The 19228-nt window shown below is 75.4% G+C and carries 17 protein-coding genes; 7 read left to right on the plus strand and 10 right to left on the minus strand.

What is annotated here, in order from left to right:
- The first annotated feature begins 158 nt into the window (after window positions 1-158).
- Window positions 159-620, plus strand: coding sequence for a hypothetical protein (locus tag ACIRPH_RS22580; RefSeq protein ID WP_402917817.1), 462 nt, complete (start codon window positions 159-161; stop codon window positions 618-620).
- Window positions 621-787: 167 nt separating this feature from the next.
- Here the strand turns inward: ACIRPH_RS22580 and ACIRPH_RS22585 are convergent, their stop codons facing one another.
- From ACIRPH_RS22585 to ACIRPH_RS22595, 3 genes are all read right to left on the minus strand, one after another.
- Window positions 788-2596: an AMP-dependent synthetase/ligase gene (locus ACIRPH_RS22585; protein WP_402917319.1), complete on the minus strand. Its 1809-nt coding sequence runs from the start codon at window positions 2594-2596 to the stop codon at window positions 788-790.
- Window positions 2597-2845: 249 nt separating this feature from the next.
- Window positions 2846-3292, minus strand: a complete 447-nt coding sequence (locus tag ACIRPH_RS22590) for a carboxymuconolactone decarboxylase family protein (protein WP_402917321.1) — start codon at window positions 3290-3292, stop codon at window positions 2846-2848.
- A 274-nt stretch (window positions 3293-3566) separates the two neighbouring features.
- On the minus strand, window positions 3567-5060 hold the full coding sequence (locus ACIRPH_RS22595) for an FAD-dependent monooxygenase (protein ID WP_402917323.1): 1494 nt from the start codon (window positions 5058-5060) through the stop codon (window positions 3567-3569).
- Between ACIRPH_RS22595 and ACIRPH_RS22600 the strand changes: the two genes are divergently transcribed.
- Entirely contained in the window at window positions 5059-5766 is a 708-nt protein-coding gene (locus tag ACIRPH_RS22600) for a TetR/AcrR family transcriptional regulator (protein ID WP_402917325.1), read from the plus strand. The genes ACIRPH_RS22595 and ACIRPH_RS22600 overlap by 2 nt on opposite strands.
- A gap of 230 nt (window positions 5767-5996) precedes the next feature.
- Here the strand turns inward: ACIRPH_RS22600 and ACIRPH_RS22605 are convergent, their stop codons facing one another.
- Together ACIRPH_RS22605 and ACIRPH_RS22610 are read right to left on the minus strand one after the other, a co-directional pair.
- Entirely contained in the window at window positions 5997-6704 is a 708-nt protein-coding gene (locus tag ACIRPH_RS22605) for a response regulator (protein WP_402917327.1), read from the minus strand.
- Entirely contained in the window at window positions 6704-7987 is a 1284-nt protein-coding gene (locus ACIRPH_RS22610; protein ID WP_402917329.1) for a sensor histidine kinase, read from the minus strand. Before ACIRPH_RS22610 ends, ACIRPH_RS22605 begins: the two co-directional genes overlap by 1 nt.
- Window positions 7988-8142: 155 nt before the next feature.
- Here ACIRPH_RS22610 and ACIRPH_RS22615 point away from each other — a divergent pair, with 155 nt between their 5' ends.
- Both ACIRPH_RS22615 and ACIRPH_RS22620 read left to right on the plus strand, forming a co-directional pair.
- Window positions 8143-8916: an ABC transporter ATP-binding protein gene (locus ACIRPH_RS22615; RefSeq protein ID WP_402917331.1), complete on the plus strand. Its 774-nt coding sequence runs from the start codon at window positions 8143-8145 to the stop codon at window positions 8914-8916.
- Complete coding sequence (locus ACIRPH_RS22620; protein WP_402917333.1) at window positions 8901-10571, plus strand: hypothetical protein; 1671 nt, start codon at window positions 8901-8903, stop codon at window positions 10569-10571. The genes ACIRPH_RS22615 and ACIRPH_RS22620 overlap by 16 nt, the downstream gene beginning before the upstream one ends.
- 76 nt (window positions 10572-10647) lie before the next feature.
- Here ACIRPH_RS22620 and ACIRPH_RS22625 read toward each other — a convergent pair whose 3' ends face one another.
- Window positions 10648-11289: a TetR/AcrR family transcriptional regulator gene (locus ACIRPH_RS22625; protein ID WP_402917335.1), complete on the minus strand. Its 642-nt coding sequence runs from the start codon at window positions 11287-11289 to the stop codon at window positions 10648-10650.
- 244 nt (window positions 11290-11533) lie between these two features.
- Here ACIRPH_RS22625 and ACIRPH_RS22630 point away from each other — a divergent pair, with 244 nt between their 5' ends.
- On the plus strand, window positions 11534-12709 hold the full coding sequence (locus ACIRPH_RS22630) for an acyl-CoA dehydrogenase family protein (RefSeq protein ID WP_402917337.1): 1176 nt from the start codon (window positions 11534-11536) through the stop codon (window positions 12707-12709).
- A gap of 100 nt (window positions 12710-12809) precedes the next feature.
- Here the strand turns inward: ACIRPH_RS22630 and ACIRPH_RS22635 are convergent, their stop codons facing one another.
- On the minus strand, window positions 12810-13184 hold the full coding sequence (locus ACIRPH_RS22635; RefSeq protein WP_402917339.1) for an FKBP-type peptidyl-prolyl cis-trans isomerase: 375 nt from the start codon (window positions 13182-13184) through the stop codon (window positions 12810-12812).
- Between the two features lie 170 nt (window positions 13185-13354).
- Window positions 13355-14539: a mannose-6-phosphate isomerase, class I gene (gene manA, locus ACIRPH_RS22640; protein ID WP_402917341.1), complete on the minus strand. Its 1185-nt coding sequence runs from the start codon at window positions 14537-14539 to the stop codon at window positions 13355-13357.
- 360 nt (window positions 14540-14899) lie between these two features.
- Between manA and ACIRPH_RS22645 the strand changes: the two genes are divergently transcribed.
- Window positions 14900-15397, plus strand: a complete 498-nt coding sequence (locus ACIRPH_RS22645; protein ID WP_402917343.1) for a GNAT family N-acetyltransferase — start codon at window positions 14900-14902, stop codon at window positions 15395-15397.
- A gap of 28 nt (window positions 15398-15425) precedes the next feature.
- Here ACIRPH_RS22645 and ACIRPH_RS22650 read toward each other — a convergent pair whose 3' ends face one another.
- Window positions 15426-15977: a TetR/AcrR family transcriptional regulator gene (locus ACIRPH_RS22650; RefSeq protein ID WP_402917345.1), complete on the minus strand. Its 552-nt coding sequence runs from the start codon at window positions 15975-15977 to the stop codon at window positions 15426-15428.
- Window positions 15978-16156: 179 nt separating this feature from the next.
- Between ACIRPH_RS22650 and ACIRPH_RS22655 the strand changes: the two genes are divergently transcribed.
- Window positions 16157-17908: an MFS transporter gene (locus ACIRPH_RS22655; protein ID WP_402917347.1), complete on the plus strand. Its 1752-nt coding sequence runs from the start codon at window positions 16157-16159 to the stop codon at window positions 17906-17908.
- 28 nt (window positions 17909-17936) lie between these two features.
- On the opposite strand, the gene ACIRPH_RS22660 is transcribed toward ACIRPH_RS22655, so the two are convergent.
- Window positions 17937-19043, minus strand: a complete 1107-nt coding sequence (locus ACIRPH_RS22660) for a molybdopterin molybdotransferase MoeA (protein ID WP_402917820.1) — start codon at window positions 19041-19043, stop codon at window positions 17937-17939.
- Between the last annotated feature and the right edge of the window lie 185 nt (window positions 19044-19228).

Genomic DNA, 19228 nt, shown 5'->3' on the forward strand with positions numbered 1-19228 from the left:
ATCATGGAGGGGCGGCGCGCGGCCCGCGCACACGCCAGGGACACCCGAGGGGCCGCCCCCGCCCGGACCGGCAGCACCCCGGGCGCCCGGGCGGCCGGTGAGGAGCCGACATGCGGACAGGGGCAGCCAACGGCTGGCAGTTCTTCGTCGCCACACTCTTGATCGTCATCGGGGCGGTCAACGTCATCCAGGGGATGGTGGCGCTGTTCTCCCCCGACTTCTACATCGCCACGGGCACGGACATGCTCTTCCTCGAGTACGGGTCCTGGGGTGTCCTGCTCGGGCTGTGGGGCGTGGTCATGGTCGCCGCGGGCGTCGCCGTGCTGTCCGGCCGCACCTGGGCGCGGGTGTTCGGCATCGTCCTCGCCTCCCTGAACGCCCTCGCGCAGCTGGCCTTCGTGGTCGCCATGCCCCTGTGGTCGATGGTGGCCATCGCCGTGGACATCCTGGTGATCTACGGGCTGACCGCGGGCTGGCCGACCCGGACGCCGGACGCGTCCACGCAGTCCGACGAGGCCGTCTACCGCAGCGGCTACCGGGCCTCCCACGAGGCCCCGCGCCCGACGCGTTCGCCGGAACAGCACACCGGCGGGCAGCGGACCACGGGCCAGGGCTCCTGACCGCGGCCGCGACCGCCCCCGTTCCGCGGACGGGGGCGGTTCCGCGTGTCCGCACCGCCCGCGGCCGGAGGAGGCGGGCACGCCCCGGGGCGAGCGGCCCCGGGGGGCGGCGGCCCCGACCCGTCCTCCGCCCCGGAGGGCGCGCGGCCCGGGGCCCGCCCGCCGGCTCAGTCCCCGTACAGCGCCGCCAGCGCGTCACCGTACCTCTCCCGGACGACCCGCCTCCGGAGCTTGAGCGACGGCGTCAGCTCACCGGTCTCCGGGCCCCACTCCTCGGCGAGCGACCGGTGGGACTTGACCTGCTCGGCCCGGTTGAGCCGCCTGTTGGCCGCCTCGACCGCGCGCCCCAGCTCCGCCGCCACCTCCGGGTGGGCGGCCAGCGCCTCCCAGTCCCCGCCGGTGTCGATGCCCCGCGCCTCGGCCCACGCCGGAGCCGTCTCGCGGTCCAGCACGAGCAGGGCCACGAGGTAGGGCCGCCGGTCGCCGTGGGCGTACGCCTGGCCGATCAGCGGGTGCTCCTTCAGCGTGTTCTCCACGAGGGCCGGCGAGACGTTCTTGCCGTTGGAGGTGACGATCAGCTCCTTCTTGCGGTCGGTGATCCACAGGTAGCCGTCCTCGTCCAGGCGACCCACGTCGCCGGTGGCGAACCACCCGTCGGCGTCGGCGGCGGGCAGGATCCGACCGTCAGGGCCCAGGTAGCCGCCGAACACCGACTCCCCCCGCAGCAGGATCTCGCCGTCCTCGGCCAGGCGCAGCTCCACACTGGCGATGGGGCGGCCCACCGAACCCAGCCGGAACCCCGAGGAGGGGGCGTTGGCCGTGGCCACGCCCACGGACTCGGTCAGCCCCCAGGCGTCCATGACCAGGATCCCCAGGCCCGCCCAGAACCGCACGACGTCCGTCGGCATGGGCGCCGACGCGCTCGACGCCCAGGTGATCCGGTCCAGGCCGACCCCGGCCAGCAGGGGCCGCAGGACCTGTGCCCGGGCCCCGTCGAAGCGCTCCTGGAGTCCGGCGGGCACCCGGCCGCCCCGCTCCCGCGCCTCCGCGTGCTCGGTGGCGACGGCCATCGCCGCCTCCACCGCGGCGCGCCCCTCCTCCGACAGCCGGGCGATCCCCGCCCGCAGGGCCGACGCCAGCTTCTCCCACACGCGCGGGACGCCGAAGAACTGGGGCGGGCGCACCGTCCGCAGGACGCCCACCACGTCGCCCGGGTCCGGGCACATCCACACGTGGGAGGCGCGCAGCACCGGGAGGTAGATGCCGAGGACCCGCTCGGCGATGTGGGCCAGCGGCAGGTAGCAGACGTGGTCGGGGAACTCCGGCAGGTCCACGACCGCGTCCAGGGCGGCGGCGTTGGCGAGCATGCCGCTGTGGGTGATCGCCACGCCCTTCGGGTCCCCGGTCGTCCCCGACGTGTAGAGGACGGTGAGCAGGTCGTCGGGGGCCAGGTCCCGCCACCGTCCGGACGCGGCGCCGGCCGGGGCGCCGAGCAGGTCCCCGTAGGGGGTGTGGCCGCGCCCGGCGTCGGCGCCCTCGACCACGACCAGGGTCTCCAGGGGCGTGCCGGGGTCGGCGGCCAGGTGCTCCCAGGCGGCCGCGGCCTCGGCGCTCTCGACCACCGCGAGCCGGGCCCGGCTGTGCCGGACGATGTGGGCCACCTGTTCCGGCGCGGCGGTGTTGTAGACGGACGTGGGGACGGCGCCCGCGTGGACCACGGCGAGGTCGCAGAGCCAGTGCTCCGGCCGGTTGCCCATCATCAGCAGGACGTGGTCGCCGGGTTCGACGCCGTGGGCGGCGAAGCCCTCGGCGAGCTCGCCGACCCGGTCGCGGACCTGGGACCAGGTGAGCGTGGACCATGCGGAGGGTCCGGCCCCGGTTCCCCTCCAGGACAGCGCGGGCGCTTCGGGGTGCTCGGCCGCGGTGCGCGCGAGCAGGCTCGGAAGGGTTCGGTCGGTGGGGACAGTGGGGGGCATGCGTGCTCCTGGCGGTCGTCCTGACACTGTGACCTGAAACACGCCGGACTTTATCATTTCCCCTGCCGCGCGAATATTCCCCTTCGGCCTCCGCCCTTCCGATACATGCGCGGATAAACGGGCCGGCCCGTGCCGGGCGACACGGCCGGGAGGGGCGGAAGCGGAGGCCGAGGGGCCCGGTCCCTGTCCGGGTCCTTCCGCGGAAGGACCCGGACCGGCCGGGGCCGCCGTCCCGCGCCCTCCGCCCGGTCAGTTCGCGGGCGGGTGCAGGTGGCTGGTGACCGCGAGCCGGTTGTACAGGTTGATCATCGCGATCGCGGACATGAGCGCGGCCAGCTGCTGGTCGTCGAAGTGCTCGGCGGCGGCGTCGTAGGTCTCGTCGGACACCCCGTGCTCGCCCAGGCGGGTCATCTCGTCGGTGAGCGCGAGGGCGGCCCGTTCCGCGTCGGTGAAGACGGCCCCCGCCTCGTACCAGGCGGAGACGAGGAACAGCCGCCGCTGGGTCTCCCCCTGCTTGAGGGCGACCCGCGTGTGCAGGTCGACGCAGAAGGAGCAGCCGTTGATCACCGAGGAGCGCAGCTTCACCAGCTCCAGGAGGCTCCCCTCCAGGTGGCCGGCGATGATCTTGTCGATCTCGTCCAGCTTGCCGTAGACCTCCGGGAGCTTCTTCGCCCAGATCACACGCGTCCTGGCCACGGGGGACCGCCTTCCTCGTCGGGTGCCCCTCCCCGGGCGGGGCGGGGCGTCACGGGTGCACCGGGGTCAAAGCTACCAACGCCCCCGCCGGCGGAGCCGCCCCGGACCGTTTTATGGCGCCGTTCCTTCCTTGGCGGGAAAAGTGTCCTGTGATATCCGCGGTCGCCTTTCTACGTTTTCTCCTTCCATAACCCGGGGTGTTCCTTTTCTCGGCGTTCACAGGCGTCCCGGAGGAGAGGCCGCGCCGAACGACGGGGCCGTCCCGACCTCCGGATCAGGGGCGGGGCCCGACCGTCTCCGCCCCGGCCCACTGCCGGAGCACGGTCCGCTCCTCCTCCGCGTCGGGGTGCGCGTCGTCCCACGCGGCGTAGCCGTCGGGGCGCACCAGGAGGACCTCCGCCCCGCCGGGCAGGTCGCCCCGGACCCGCACGATCCGGACCCGGTCCGCCCAGGGCAGGGCTGCCTCGGCCGCGGCGCCGTCGGGGGAGGCGTCGAGCAGGGTGAAGCGGACGCCGTCCATCAGCTCGTACAGCCGTGCGGGCCGGCCCCCGACGGTGAGGGGCAGGTCGTCCACGCGCGTCCCCGTGGTGTCGGAGACGGCGAGGCCGTCCGGCAGCTCGTAGGAGTGGCCGAGCCCCGCGAGCCGCAGACGGACCCTGTCCGCGACCGCGTGGACGCCGGCCAGCGCCGGAACCACCCGGGAGCGCACCGCGCGCACGGGCGCCGGGGCGACGGCCGCGCGCAGGAGCATGTCGCTGAGGCGGAGGGTGGCGCGGCCGGCCCGGTGGCGCTCGGCCTCGTAGGAGTCGAGGAGCCAGGCGGGGGCCCACCCCTTCTCGACGGCCGCGAGCTTCCAGGAGAGGTTGGCCGCGTCCTGGAGGCCGGTGCTCGTGCCCATGGCGCCCATGGGCGAGTGGACGTGCGCGGCGTCCCCGGCGAGCAGGACCCTCCCGACGCGGTAGTCCCCCGCCTGTCGGCGCTCGCTGAGCAGGCGCGCCGACCGGCGCACCTCCGCGACGTCCAGGGCGCCGCCGGAGAGCCGCCGCAGGGACTCGGCGACCTCCTCCGCGTCGACGGGTCCGCCCGGCGGGGCGTCCTGGCGGGCACGGTCCCAGACGGTGGCGCGGTACCAGCCGTCTCCGTAGGGCGGGAGGAGGGCGACGCCGTCGCGTCCGACGAACGAGGTGACCGCCGGCGGCAGGTCCTGCCTGAGCCGGACGTCGGCGAGCAGGATGTGCGTGTCGTAGGCGTGTCCGCTGAACCGCACCCCCAGGAGCTCCCGGACGGTGCTGTGCGCGCCGTCCGTTCCGACGACGCGGCCGGTCCGTTCGGTGTGCTCGCCGTCGGAGGTGCGGACGGCGAGGTCGACGCCGTCCCCGTCCTGGGCGAGCCCGGTGACCTCGGCGCCCCGGACCACGGGCACGCCGAGCCGTTCGACCCGCTGCCGGAGGAGGGCCTCGGTACGGCCCTGCCGGACCATGAGGACGAACGGGAAGCGGCTCTCGGGGTGGCGCAGGTCGAGGGTGAGGCCGCGGCCGTCGCCGAGGGCGACGCGCACCTCGGGGACGGGGAAGCCCTGGCCGACGAGGGTGTCGGCGAGCCCCCGCACGTCGAGCAGTTCGAGGGCGCGGGCGTGGACGGCGAGACCGCGGGGCAGGTCGCACTCCCGGGCGCGCTTCTCCAGGACCCGGACCTCGACCCCGGCCTCGGCCAGGTCTCCGGCGAGCATGAGACCCGTGGGCCCCGCTCCGACGATGGTGACGCTCATGGCTGCACTCCTCGGGGGGCGGCGGGTGGTACGCCTCGTCCGGTACTCTGGGTACCGGAACTTCGAGTACCGATACTACGAGTACCCCTACTGCTGTCAAGGCCCGGGAGGAAGCGTCATGGGCACCGCGGGAAACGGGGCCAGGGGCGGACGCCGCCCCGATCCGGCCGTGGACGAGGCGATCCGCGCCGCGGCGCTGGAACTGCTGGCGGAGCGCGGGTTCGGGCTGACCTTCGACGAGGTGGCGGCCCGGGCCGGGGTCGGGCGCACGAGCGTGTTCCGGCGCTACCCGACCAAGCGGGACCTGGTGGCGGCCGTCGCCGGACAGGTCGGCGCCGACCGGATGGAGGTGCCCGACACCGGGTCGCTGGAGGGCGACCTCACCGCCGCGGTCGGCGTCGTCCAGGGGGTGTTCGGCGGGACGCCGCTCCAGGCCCTGGCCCGGCACGCGCTCTCCGACGCCCTCCGGGACGGGGAGGGCGCCGCGGTCCTGCGCTCGCTCCTGGAGCAGCGGACGACCCTGGTCCGGGAGGTCCTCGCACGCGCCGCCGCGCGCGGGGAGGTCTCCGACCCCGACCGCGCCCCGCTGGTCGCCGACCTGCTGTCCGGGGCGGTCCTGGTCCGCCTGGCCACCGGCACCCCCTTCCCCGAGGGCGGCGAGGCGGACCGCCTCGCGCGGGCCCTGGCCGCGGCCGCCCGGGACTGAGCGCGGCCGGTCCCGCGGACGGCGGGGCGGCCCCGCGGCCGGGCACGCACGGGGCCGCCGGCGGCGTGACGGCGCGGGCGGTCGACGAGGGCGGGGCCGCGAGGAGGCGCCCGCGGCCGACGCGCCCTCCCCGGGCCCGGGAACCGTCCGGAGCCCCGGGGCGGCGTGCGGCTCGCCGGGAACAGGGGGCCTCGGGGCCTGCCGGTCCCGCCGTGCCCGGCACGCTCCGGTCAGTCCTCCGGCCGCGCGTCGTGGGTGAGCAGGGCCAGCTGCACGCGGCCGGTCAGGTCCAGCTTCGCGAGGGCGCTGGACACGTGGGACTTCACCGTCCCCATGGACATGTACAGGCGTTCCGCGATCTCCGCGTTGGACAGCCCCGCGGTCACGGCCTCGGCGACCTCCCGCTCCCGTTCCGTGAGCAGCTCCAGCCTCCGCCGGGCCCGTTCCCTGCGGGTGGGCGCCTCGGAGCGCTCGGCCGGGTCCTGCCCGGCCACCCGGTCCATCAGCGCGCGGGCCACGCCCGGCGAGAGCACGGGCTCGCCGGCCGCGGCGCGGAGCACCGACTCCACGATGCGCTCGGGCTCGGTGTGCTTGAGCAGGTACCCGGCGGCGCCCGCCCGCAGGGCCCGCACCACCGTGGCGTCGGCGTCGAACGTGGTCAGGACGATGACCTGGGGCCGGACGCCTCCCCCGCCCGGCGCTCCGCCGCGCAGGCCCTCGGTGGCGGTGATCCCGTCCACGCCGGGCATGCGCACGTCCATCAGCACCACGTCGGGGCGGTGCTCGGCGACGGCCGCGCCCACCTCGGAGCCGTCGCCCGCCCCGCCGACGACCTCGATGCGGTCGTCGCCGGAGAGCATGATCCGCAGCCCCGCGCGCACCAGGGGGTCGTCGTCGACGAGGAGTACGCGCACGGGGTCGGTAGGCACGGCCACCACTATGGCACCTCCGGGGGTCCGGGCCACGGCAGGGTCGCGGTCAGGCGGAACACCCCGCCCTGCGCCCCGTGGAACAGCTCGCCGCCCTCCAGCGCGACCCGCTCGGCCAGCCCCGTCAGTCCCGCGCCCGCGCCCGGGATCTCGCCGGAGACCACCCCGACCGGCAGCGCGCTGGTCACCGACACCTCCACGCCCCGCCCCGGGCCGCCGGACACCCGCACGCCCGCCCTGGCCCCCGGGGCGTGCTTGCGCGTGTTGGTCAGCCCCTCCTGCACCACCCGGTAGACGGTGCGCGCCACCTGGCCCTCCGGTTCGGCCCCGGCGGGGACGTCGAGCTCCCACTCCACCCGCTGCCCCGCGGCGACCGCCTCCGCGACCAGCCGCCCGGCGTCGGCGAGCCCCGCCGCGGGCGCCGCGGTCCCGACGTGGTCGTCCGCCCCGCCCGGCAGGGTGTCCGCGGAGCGCAGGACCTCCAGGACCCCGCCGAGCTCCTCCAGGGCGCGGTGCGCGTTGTCCCGGATGACCCGGACCGCGGCGCCGAGTTCCGCGGCCTCCAGCGGCGCGGCGGCGCCCGCCTCGGCCCGTTCGGTCCTGTAGGCGAGGGCTCCGGCGTGCACCGACAGCAGGGACATGCGGTGCGCGACCACGTCGTGCATCTCCCTGGCGATACGGCGGCGCTCCTCGGTGCGGGCGTCCTCCAGCCGCCGCTCGCGGTCCGCGCGTTCGCGCCGGACGTCGGCCCGCAGGCGCTCCACCAGCTGGCGGCGGGCGCGGATGGCGGCGCCCCAGCCGACGCTGCCCGTGACGAGGGAGGCCGCGAGCGCGACGGACAGGGCGCTCTCGACCCGGCCGGGCGGCACGGTGACGAGCCAGGGCAGGCCCAGGACCATGGTCAGCGCCACCACCCACGCCGCCTGCTGCCAGGGGCGGCGGATCGCGAGGCCGACGAGGCCGATGACCAGGGCGGCGGTGACCGAGTTGGAGAAGGCCGCCAGCACGCACAGGACCAGGGCAACGGCGAGGGGGCGCCTGCGGCGCAGCAGGAGCGCCAGGCAGCCGACCGCCCCGGCGACCGCGTCGGGCACGAAGAGCCACTCCGGCACGTAGTGCGTCAGGCCGATGAGGTGCCCGGCGAAGTAGCCGACGGTGGTGTTCAGCCACCACAGGAGGGCGGTGGTGAACAGGAGGGCGTCGACGGCCGCGTCCCGCCCCCGCCGGCGGGGGTCCCCGGGCGCCGCCCCTTCCCCGTCCTTCCCCCCGGTCGCCGCCGGCGTGGTGCGCACTGGCCGCCCCCTCTCGTCGCCACCAGACTAGAACCGCCGCCGCCCCGCCCGCCTCCGTCCGCAGGCCGCCCCCCGGCGGCCGATCGGCCGATCGGCCGATCGGCCGTGACCGCTCGGACGATGCGCCCGGGCCCCCGCTGCGCGAGCATGGGGGTATGAGCGACGACGTGCCCGCGCTGGAACTGGACGGGCTGACCAAGACCTTCAACGAGACCAGGGCCGCCGACGGGGTGTCCCTGTCCGTCCCGCGCGGGACGATGCTCGGACTGGTCGGCCCCAACGGGGCCGGCAAGACCACGTCGCTGTCCATGGCGGTGGGCCTGCTCCGCCCGGACAGCGGGACCGCGCGGGTCCTGGGCGCGGACGTGTGGGGGGACCCGGTCGCCGCCAAGCGCCTGCTGGGGGTGCTGCCGGACGGCCTGGCCCTGCCGGAGCGCCTGACCGGCGGCGAGCTCCTCGACTACTGGGGGCGGTTGCGGGGGCTCGGGCGGGGGGTGGTCCGGGCCCGGGCCGAGGAGCTGCTGCGCGTGCTGGAGCTGGACGGGGCCGAGGCGGACGCGGTCCTGGTCGCGGAGTACTCGACCGGCATGCGCAAGAAGATCGGCCTGGCCACCGCCCTGCTGCACGCCCCGAAGGTCCTCGTGCTCGATGAGCCCTACGAGGCGGTGGACCCGGTGTCGGCGAGGGTGCTGACGGCGATCCTGAGGCGGTTCACCGACGGCGGCGGCACGGTGGTGGTCTCCAGCCACGTGATGGCGCTGGTGGAGCAGCTGACCGACCGGGTGGCCATCATCGCCCGGGGACGGGTGCTGGCCGACGGGTCCCTGGCGGACGTGCGCGGGGCGGACGCCACCCTGGAGGACACCTTCGTCCGCCTGGTGGGCGCCCGCGAGGTCGGGGAGGGGGAACTGGCGTGGCTGTCCTCCTGATCCGGCTGAAGTTCACCCTGCTGGGCCACTCCTCCACGGGGATGCGCCTGTTCGGGATCGCCCTCGCGGTCCTCGGTCTCGGCATCACCTGGTACTTCGCCCTGGCGGCCGGTTCGGACGCCGTGCGGGCGGACCTGCTGTCACTGGTGTTCGCGGTGTGGGCCGCGGCGTGGATGCTCGGCCCGACCGTCGCCAACGGCACGGGGGTCCTGCGCTCGCAGTACTTCGCGCTGCTGCCCCTGGACCGGCGCCGGCTGGGCGCGATCCTGCTGCTGACCATGTTCTTCGACATCGGCCCCGCCCTGACCCTGGCGGCGCTGGCCGCCCTGGCCTGGCACGCGCTGGCGGTGGACCCGGCGGCCCTGCTGGTGGCGGTCCCGGGGGTCCTGCTGCTGTGGGTGTTCGTGGTCTCGCTGTCCCGGCTGGTGTTCCGCGCCCTGGGCGCGGCGATGCACTCGCGGCTGGGGATGGAGATCGCGTCGGTGCAGTGGGGCCTGATCCTCGCCGGGCTCTTCTTCGGGTGGATGGCGGTCCAGCCCGCGTTCACGGCGACCCTGGCCCTGAGCGAGAACGGCCTGGGCGAGGGCGCGGTCGGCGCGGTGCTGTCCGCCCTGCCGACCTCCTGGCCGGTACTCGCCGTCCAGGCCGCGGCCGCGGGATCCTGGGGGGCGGCCTCCGCCTGGCTCGGCGCGCTGGCGCTGCTCACCGTGGCGCTGGTCGCGGTGACCGCCCTGCTGCTGGCCCCCCGGGTCGAGGCGCGCGGCGTGCGGCGCCGGGGCCGGCCCCTGGGCGCGCGCCCGCCGACGGCCCGCGGGCCCCGGTTCCCCCTGCTGCCGGACACCCCCCTGGGCGCGGTGGTCGGCAAGGAGCTGCGCCAGTGGTGGCGCGACCCGTGGCGCGGCCTGGAACTGCGCTCGTCGCTGTGGGCGGCGCTGTTCATCGGCCTGCTGACCTGGTCCAGCGACCTGTTCTCCTTCTTCGCGCCGTTCGCCGGGGTGATCGCGGCCTTCATCATGGCGCTGGCCACCTCGAACATGTACGGGCACGACGGGACGGCGCTGTGGCTGTCGGTGGTCGGCCAAGACCGGGACACGGTGCGGGCGGACGTGCGCGGCCGCCAGGTGGCGATCCTTCTGCTGACCGTGCCGGGCGCGGCCCTGCTGAGCGCGGTGTTCGTCGTGGCGACGGGCTCGCACTGGGCGTGGCCGTACGTGCTCACGGGGCTGGCGGTGTTCTTCGGCGCGGGGAGCGGGCTCGCGCTCCTGCTGTCGGTGGTGGCGCTCTCCCCCGGGGTGGACCCGCAGCTGAGGGTGGACGCCAACGACTCGGGCGACAACCAGGTCCAGGTGTGGATCGCGCTGGTGGCCCTGCCGCTGCTGTCGGCGCCCGCCGTGCTCGCCGCCGTGTTCCTCGGCCTGGCCGGTCTTCCGTGGGCGGCGGTACCGGTGGGCGTGATCAACGGGGCGCTCGCGGCGTGGTGGCTCGGCCGGGTGGCGTACCGGCGTCTGGAGGCGCGGCTCCCGGAGACGTTCGCCCGGATCAGGTACGGCAAGGAGGTCGCCCTGCGGACCGTGCCGGCGAACGGCTCCCTGCTGGACCGGCTGGAGCGCACCGCCATCGAGGGCAACACCGAGACGAGGCCGACCGGCTCCTGAGCACAGGGGCCGGGGCCCGAACAGCCGGCGCGGCGCGGTCCGGGACGGGGACCGTGCCGCGCCCTTCCGCGCGCGGTCAGTCGTGGGGTGTGACCCGCACCCTGGCGAAGACGTCGGTGAGCCCGTCCAGGAAGGCCGACAGGGCCAGCTCGAAGCTCGCGTCGTCGATCTCCGCGGCATGCTCGGCGAGCCGGTGGGCCTGGGACAGGTTGGGGTAGCGGTCCCGGTAGACGCGCACGTCGTCGTCGAACCCCCGGGCGAAGGAGTTGGTCGCGGCCCCCACGATGAGGTACTTCGTGGAGGCGCCGATCATCGTGGCGTAGCGGGGCGGCCAGCCCGCGCCGACGAGCCCGCCGTGCACGGCGTCGGCGCGCCGCAGCGCCTCCTCCCGGCGGCCGGGACCCGCGGACACGACCGGGAGCAGGTGGGGGTGCTCGGCGAGGGCGTCGCGGTAGGAGCGCGCCCAGACGGTGAGGCCCTCGCGCCAGTCGCCGCCGTCGAACCCCGAGACGTCGATGTGGGCGGTGACCTCGTCGGCGACCTCGGTGAGCAGCTCCTCCTTGGTCCGGTAGTGGCTGTAGAGGGAGGCGGCCTGCACGTCGAGCTCCTGGGCCAGCTTGCGCATCGACAGCCCGTCGAGGCCGTCGCGGTCGATGAGCGTGAGCGCGGCCAGGCGGATGGCGGGTTTGCTCAGGATCGGCGTCCTGGGTCGGGCCACGGGGGATCCCTCTCTCCACTGCGGGAGGCGCCCGGTCCGTCCGGCGCCCGGCCCGATCATCGCACGTCAGTACGCGGCGCACGTCCGGCGCCGGGTACCCGCGGTGTCGGCGGGGCGCTGCGGCGGGGCGACCGGTCACCGCCGGAACGCGTGGGAACCCCGGTGCCCCGACCTCTTGCACGCGCGGCCGGGCACACCGTACCCTCAAATAACCGAACACTGTTAGGTTACTGGGGAGCAGGCCGTGATCGATTTCTCGTTGAGCGAAGAACAGCGCGCCGTACGCGACTGGGTGCGGACCTTCGTCGAGCGGGAGCTCATGCCGCTGGAGAACGAGGTGCTGCGCCGGGAGCGCGAGGGCCGCCCGCCCGGCCTCAACTCCGAGGAGCGCACCCGCCTGCGCGAGCTGGCCCGCAAGTCCGACTTCTGGGGCGTGGAGACGCCGACCGAGTACGGGGGCATGGGCCTGGACCCGGTCACCGCCGCGATCATCGAGATCGAACTGGGCAGAACCTTCCTGACCTTCAAGTTCGGCGGCGAGGCCGACAACATCCTGTACCACGCCAACGAGGAGCAGAAGGAGCGCTACCTCCTGCCCACGATCGCCGGTGAGCGCCGCTCCTGCTTCGCCATCACCGAGCCCGGCGCGGGCTCCGACGCCAAGGCCATCCGCGCCCGCGCGGTCCGCGACGGCGACGAGTGGGTGATCAACGGCGAGAAGACCTTCATCACCGGCGGCAACGAGGCCGACTTCGCCATGGTCTTCGCGGTCACCGACCCGGAGAAGGGCGCCGACGGGGGCGTGACGTGCTTCCTCGTCGACCGCGACGCGGGCTGGACCTCCGAGCCCATCGACACCATGGGCGAGCGCCGCCCCGCCTCCCTGGTCTTCCAGGACGTGCGCGTGCCCCACGAGAACATCCTGGGCGAGGAGGGGCACGGGTTCTCGCTCGCCATGAAGTGGATCGGCAAGGGCCGCTACCTGCTGCCCGCCCGCGCGCTCGGCGGCTGCGAGCGCCTGCTGGACATGGCGATCGAGTACTCGCGGACCCGCGAGACGTTCGGGGCGCCCATCGCCGACCGCCAGGCCATCCAGTGGATGATCGCCGACTCCCAGACCGAGATCGAGGCCCTGCGCCTGCTCGTCCTGCACGCCGCCTGGCAGGTGTCGGTGGGGCGGGACTCGCGCCACGCGCAGTCCATCGCCAAGCTCTTCGGCGGGGTGAAGGCCAACGAGATCGTCGACCGGGTCATGCAGATCCACGGCGGCATGGGCTACACCCGCGAACTGCCGATCGAGCGCTTCTACCGCGACGTCCGGCTGCTGCGCATCTTCGAGGGGACCGACGAGATCCAGCGCCGCACGATCGCCCGCGACCTGCTCAGGGGCCACATCAAGGTGGGCGCAACCCTGGGCTAGGCGGACGGAGGGCCCGCACCGCGCCCGTGGGCGCGGTGCGGGCCCTCCGCGCTCCGCGTGTCAGCGCGTCCGGGGGGGCCGGCCCCCGGCGCCGGTCGGGTCAGCGGACGCCGACGAGGTCGCAGACGAAGATCAGGGTCTCGCCCCCCTTGATGGCGCCGCCGGCGCCGCGGTCGCCGTAGGCCAGGTGCGGGGGGATGACCAGCTTGCGCCGGCCGCCCACGCGCATGCCCAGGACGCCCTGGTCCCAGCCGGAGATGACCTGGCCGGCCCCGAGCCGGAAGCTCAGCGGTTCTCCACGGTTCCAGCTGGCGTCGAACTCCTCGCCGCTGGAGAAGGCCACGCCCACGTAGTGGACGTCGACGGTGCTGCCGTGGCCGGCCTGCGCGCCTTCGCCGACCTTGATGTCGGTGATCTCCAGGTCGGCGGGCGGCGGGCCCTCGATGAAGTCGATCTCCGGACGCTCGAGCGCCATGGTGGTACCCCTTGTGTGTTCGGTGGGAACAGAGAGGCCAAGGGTATCGGCGCGCGGACACCTCCCTGCGCGCCCGGGCCGTGCGACGTGACGAAGAGGACAGGTGTGCCTGCGCGCGGCGCCTCCCCGCGCGCCCGCCTCCGCCCCGGCGCGGGAGGCGGACCGCCCCGTCAGCGGGAGCCGACCGTCGCCGCGACGACGTGCCCGTGCCCCTCGACCTTGATCGGTCCGCTGCCCGCCTGCACGAACACCGACTCGCCGCGTTCCAGGGTCAGGCCCTGGCCGACCTCCGCGACCAGCTCCACCCGCCCGTGCAGGACCAGCACCACCGTGGGCCCCTCCCCCGGCAGGTGGGCCGCGACGCGGCCCGGCCCGATCTCGTGCAGCGCGAACTCGGGGGCGGCCGGGCGGAACTCCCGCCTCCCCTCCAGCAGGCCGGGCCGCGCGTAGGGGATCGGCAGCACCGAGAAGTCCACCACGTCCAGGAGCTCGTGGGCGTCCACGTGCTTGGCGGTCAGCCCCGCGCGCAGCACGTTGTCCGAGCTGGCCATCACCTCGATCGCCGTCCCCTGGAGGTAGGCGTGCAGGTTGCCGGCGGGCAGGAACAGGGCCTGCCCCGGCCCCAGGGTGACCCTGTTGAGCAGGAGCGAGGCGACCGCGCCCGGATCGCCCGGGTAGCGGTCGGCGAGGTCGGCGACGATGTCGCCGTGGGTTCCCCGGGGGCCGGACGCGGACCACTCGGCGACGAACTCGTCGAGCAGGCGCTCCCTGCTGAGGTCGGGGAGGGTGAGCAGGCGCGTGAGGGCCGCGCGCAGGGCCGCGTGGGTGTCGGGCGCCGCCAGGTCCGCGCGCAGCAGCACGGCCAGCTCGCAGGTGAGCCCGCGCAGCTCGGCGTGGGTGGCCGCGGGCTCGCGGAAGCCGCACAGCGCCTCGAAGGGCTCCAGGGCGAGCAGGAGCTCGGGTTTGTGGTGGGGGTCGCGGTAGTTGCGGTGGGGGGCGTCGAGGGGGATGCCCGCGCGCTCCTCGGCGTCGAACCCGGCCCGGGCGCGGGTGGCGTCGGGGTGCACCTGGAGGGAGAGGGGCGCCTCGGCGGCCAGGAACTTGAGGAGGAAGGGCAGCCGTCCGCCGAACCGCTCGGCGGTCCCGTGCCCCAGAACCCGGTGCGGGTCGTCGGCGATCAGGCGGGGCAGGGGTCTGGGCCCGTCCTCGCAGTGGGCGGTGCTGGGCGCGCCGTGGTGGGCGCCCAGCCAGAGCTCGGCCTGGGGCGTGCCGTCGGGGTCGGCGCCCAGCAGGCGCGGGATGGCCGTGCGCGCTCCCCAGGCGTACGGTCGTACCTGGTTGGTGAGCCTGTGCATCCGCCCCCCGCTTTCCCGTCTGCGTGTTCTCACCCCGTGGACGCTCCGGCGAGGTGGCAACAGTCTCGCGAAGGGGGCCGTCCCGGTCGACACGGCACGCCCCACTCGTAGAGGTAGTGCACACTTCACCTCGCGGGGTGGGCAGGCACCCGACTGCTGCGGGGCCCGGCGGCGGCTACGAAGTTACTGGGAAGTAAACCACGATCCCGGACACGTGAACAGCACCACGTTGTCACCTCCCGGGGCCCGCGGCGACACCCGGACCGGGGTCCTGGAACCCCCTTCCCCGCGTGCCGGTCGTCGCACCGGACCGCTACCGTGTCCCGGTCTGGATCGTTCCCCGAAGCGTGAGGCGGACACATGAGGCTACGGCAGGGAGGCCCGGCCGACCTACCGGCGGTGCTGGAGATGTTCGACCGCACCGTCGCGTGGCTGGCCGCGCGCGGGCGGTCCGGGCAGTGGGGCGACGCACCGTGGTCGCTCGACCCCGACCGGGTGCGGCTCGTCGAGGACCTGGTCTCCGACGGGATGTGGGTGGCCGAGGCGGAGGGCTCCCCCGCCGGGGTCGTGACCGTCCGCGAGGAGGCGCCCGCGTACGCGCCGCCGGCCGGGGAGCCCGAACTCTACGTGCGCCTCCTGCTGGTCTCCCGGGAGCACACCGGGGCCGGCGTCGGCGGCGAGCTGCTCGCCTTCGCCCGGAGGCGCGCCCTCGACCGGGGCATCGGCCTGGTGCGCGTGGACTGCTGGTCCGGCGGCGACGGGGCTCTCATCCGGTACTACGAGGGCCAGGGCTTCACCCCGACCGTGCGGGTCCCCGTGGGAGCGAGGGAGGTGCAGGTCCTCCAGCTCCGGCCCTGAGCCGGCGCGCCGCGGACCCCGCCGCCCCTCACCTGGGGCGGCGGACCTTGTCCGAGGCCTCGACCAGGCGGTCGATCATCTCCCGGGTGAGCGCGGGTTCGGGCTGCGGCAGGCCGGCGATCGCCGCCATGTACAGCCCGTCCCCGGCGCGCAGGATGATCTCGGCCAGGACGGGGTCGGTGAGCTCCTCGTGCAGCAGTTCCCCCCAGTGCGAGAACAGGTACTGCACCCTGCGGGTGGCCTCCTCCGGCATGTCCTCCCGGCCGCGCAGGGCGGCGATGACGGCCCAGTACAGCTCGCGCTCCTCCGTGCTCTGCGGCAGCGACGTGCGCAGGAACACGCGGACCACGCCCTCGCCGCCCTCCCGGGCCTCGCGGAACTCCTCCTCCGCCAGCGCGCTCAGGCGCTCGATCAGGCCGGTGAGCATCGCCGCCTTCGACGGGAAGTGGTAGAGGAGCCCCCCCTTGGACACCGAGGCGGCGCGGGCGACGGCCTCCAGGGTCACCCCGGAATAACCCTCGCCGACGAGGATGTCCTGGAGGGAGTCGAGAATTCGGTCGCGGGTGTTCGATGCGTTCACGATTGACACTGTACCGTCCGGACGGTACTGTACCGTCCGGACGGTTGAAGAGTCCTGCGGCGTGCCCGCGGTCGACCAGACTTCCCGCCCCTCCCGACCCGGAGTCCGCTGCCTCCCGTCGGGCCTCCACCGCACCCCGGCCGGGGTGCCGCGCAACCAGCGACACGTAACGAGGAAAGATGAGCTCCGCCAAGGCCGGAACCGGCCCCACCGACGCGCACGGACGCGACCGAGCGGCCCCGGCCCTCGCCGGGCCGCGGGAGTGGGCCGCCCTCGCCGTCCTGGTCCTGCCCGTGATCCTGATCTCGGTCGACTCGACCGTGCTCGGCTTCGCCGTCCCCGCGCTGAGCGAGGACCTGCGGCCCACCGCCGGCCAGCTGCTGTGGATCGTCGACGTGTACGGCTTCATCCTGGCCGGCCTGCTCGTCACCATGGGCTCGCTCGGCGACCGGATCGGCCGCAGGCGCCTGCTCATGATCGGATCGGCGGCCTTCGGCGCCGCCTCGCTGATCGCCGCGTTCTCGCCCACGGCGGAGACCCTGATCATCGCCCGCGCCCTGCTCGGCCTGGCGGGCGCCTCGCTGATGCCGTCCACGCTGTCCCTGCTGCGCAACATCTTCCTCGACGCACGCCAGCGGCTGCTCGCCATCGCCATCTGGGCCTCCGGGTTCTCCGGCGGCGCGGCGCTCGGCCCGATCCTGGGCGGCTGGCTCCTGGAGCACTTCTCCTGGGGTTCGGTCTTCCTGATCAACCTGCCCGTCATGGTGCTGATCCTGGTCCTGGTGCCGCTGCTGGTCCGCGAGTCGCGCAACCCGGAGGCGGGGCGGCTGGACCTCCTGAGCGCGGTCCTGTCCATGGCCGCGATGCTGCCCGCCGTGTACGGGATCAAGAAGCTGGCCACCGAGGGGTTCGGCGTCGTGCCGATCGCCTCCCTGGCCGTCGGCTTCGGCCTGGGCTACCTGTTCGTGCGCCGCCAGCGGCAGCTCGACGACCCGCTCATCGACGTGGACCTGTTCCGCCACCGCGTGTTCAGCGTGGCCGTCGCCACGAACCTGATGATCGTGTTCTCGCTGGTGTCGTCGCTGTTCTTCCTGACGCAGTACCTCCAGCTGGTCCTCGGCGTCTCGCCCATGCGGGCGGGCCTCGTGCTGGTCCCCGGCCTGGTCCTGTCGGTCCTCGCGGGCCTGGTGGCGGTGCGCCTGTCGCGGCGCCTGAGCCTGGCCGCCGTGATCGGCGGGTCCCTGCTGACGACCGCGTCCGGGTTCGCCGTCCTGGTCCTGGCCCCGGAGAGCGGCGTCACCACGGGCGTGGTGACCGTGGCACTGGGCTTCTCGCTCATCTCCACCGGCGCGGGCTTCGCCGAGACGCTGACCAACGGCGCGATCATGTCCGCGGCCCCGCCCCAGCGCGCGGGCGCGGCCTCGGCGATCTCCGAGACCGCCTACGAACTCGGGGCGGCCCTGGGCGTCGCCGTGCTGGGCAGCGTGCTGACCGCCTCCTACCGGTCGCAGCTGACCGGTGTGGAGGACGTTCCGGCGGAGGCCGTCGACGCGGCCAGGGAGACCCTGGGCGGCGCCGCGAACGCCGCCGCCGACCTGGGCGGCGGCGCCGGCGACGCCCTCATGGGCGCGGCCCGGTCCGCGTTCACCGACGGGATGCACCTGACCAGCGTCATCGCCGTGGTGATCGTCCTGGCCGCCGCCACGCAGGTCTGGGTGCTGCTGCGGGGGCTGGGCAACCCGGCCGTCGACGCGTCGCCCGAACCCTCCGCCCCGGGGGACGGGAACGGCCCGGACGCGGCGGGCGCCCCGGACGCGGCGGGCGCCCCGGGCGCCGGGGCCCTCGCGGGGGCCCCGGACGGGGCCGGCCCGGCCGGGAGCACGCCGGCCGCGGGGTCCGCGTCCGGCGCCCCGGACCACGGCGGGCGCTAGCGGGGCGCGGCGGCGGTCGGCCCCCCGCTCAGGGGAGGCCGACCAGTTCCACCTCGGCGCCGTCCCAGGCCGGGGGCACCACCGCGTAGGCGTCGGCCAGGGCCGCGCCACGGAGGCTGCCGGGACGGTCGTGGCCGACGGGCACGGCCCGGCCGCCGACCAGGCGCACGGCGACCAGCCTGGTGTCCACCGGGTGGGCCTCGACCCCGCCGTCCAGGACGGCCGCGGGCAGGTCCCCCCCGGGGGCGGGCCCGCCCGCCATCGCGCGCAGCAGGGGGGCCAGCAGCGTCACCGCGGCGACCAGCGCCGCCCCCGGGTTGCCGGGCAGCCCCACGAAGACGGCGCCGTCCGTGTACGCCAGCAGTTGCGGGTGGCCGGGGCGGCAGGCGACCCCGTCCACCACGACGGTGGCCCCGAGGTCGTCCAGGACCGCGCGGAAGTGGTCGGCCGGCCCCCGTGAGGAGGAGCCGCACACGGCGACGACGTCGGCGTCCGCGCCCTGCGCCGCCTCCCTGAGCGCCGCACGGTCGTCGCCCAGGTGCCGCACGGACGCGAGAACCCCCCCGGCCCGGTCGACGACCCCCGGCAGCAGCGGCCCGATGGCGTCGCGCACCCTCCCGTCCCCGGGCAGTCCCTCCGTGGCGACCTCGTCCCCCGTCACGAGGGCGGCCACCCGCGGGCGCGCCAAGGGCAGGGTCGCGTGCCCCAGGCTCGCGACCAGTCCGAGCGCCGCAGGCCCGATCACCGTCCCCCTCGTGAGAACGGTCTCACCGGGCGCGGTCTCCTCGCCCGCCCACCGCACGTGGCGGCCGTGCTCCACCCGGCCCTCCACCACACCGTCGCGGACCACCGAGCGCTCGTACGGCAGGACGCTCTCGGAGCCCTTGGGGACCCTCGCCCCCGTGGCGATCTCGACCGCCTCACCGGGACGCAGCCCGGCGCCGTCCGCGGGCGCGCCCGCGAGCCGCCTGCCGACCAGCCGCCAGGGCCCCGGACCCGCCACCGCGAAGCCGTCCATGGCGGAGGCGTCGAAGGCGGGCAGCCCCACCAGGGCCCGCACGTCCGCGCCGAGGACCCCGCCCAGCGACCGCTCCAGCGGGGTCTCGCGCGGCTCCGCGCCCCTCAGCCCGCCCAGCGCCACGGCCTCCGCGCGCGCCCGGGCCCAGGAGAGGTGGGACCCGTGGTCCGCGTGTGTTCTGTGGGATCCGTGCGTCCGCCGGTCCCCGGACGTTCCGTGTGTACCCGGGGCACCGCCCCGGGGGGCGTCGCCGCGGATGTCGCCGTTCCTGCCCATGCCGCCTCCCGGTCGTCGCACCAGCG

This window comes from Nocardiopsis sp. NPDC101807 (assembly GCF_044766605.1).
Lineage (GTDB): Bacteria > Actinomycetota > Actinomycetes > Streptosporangiales > Streptosporangiaceae > Nocardiopsis > Nocardiopsis tropica.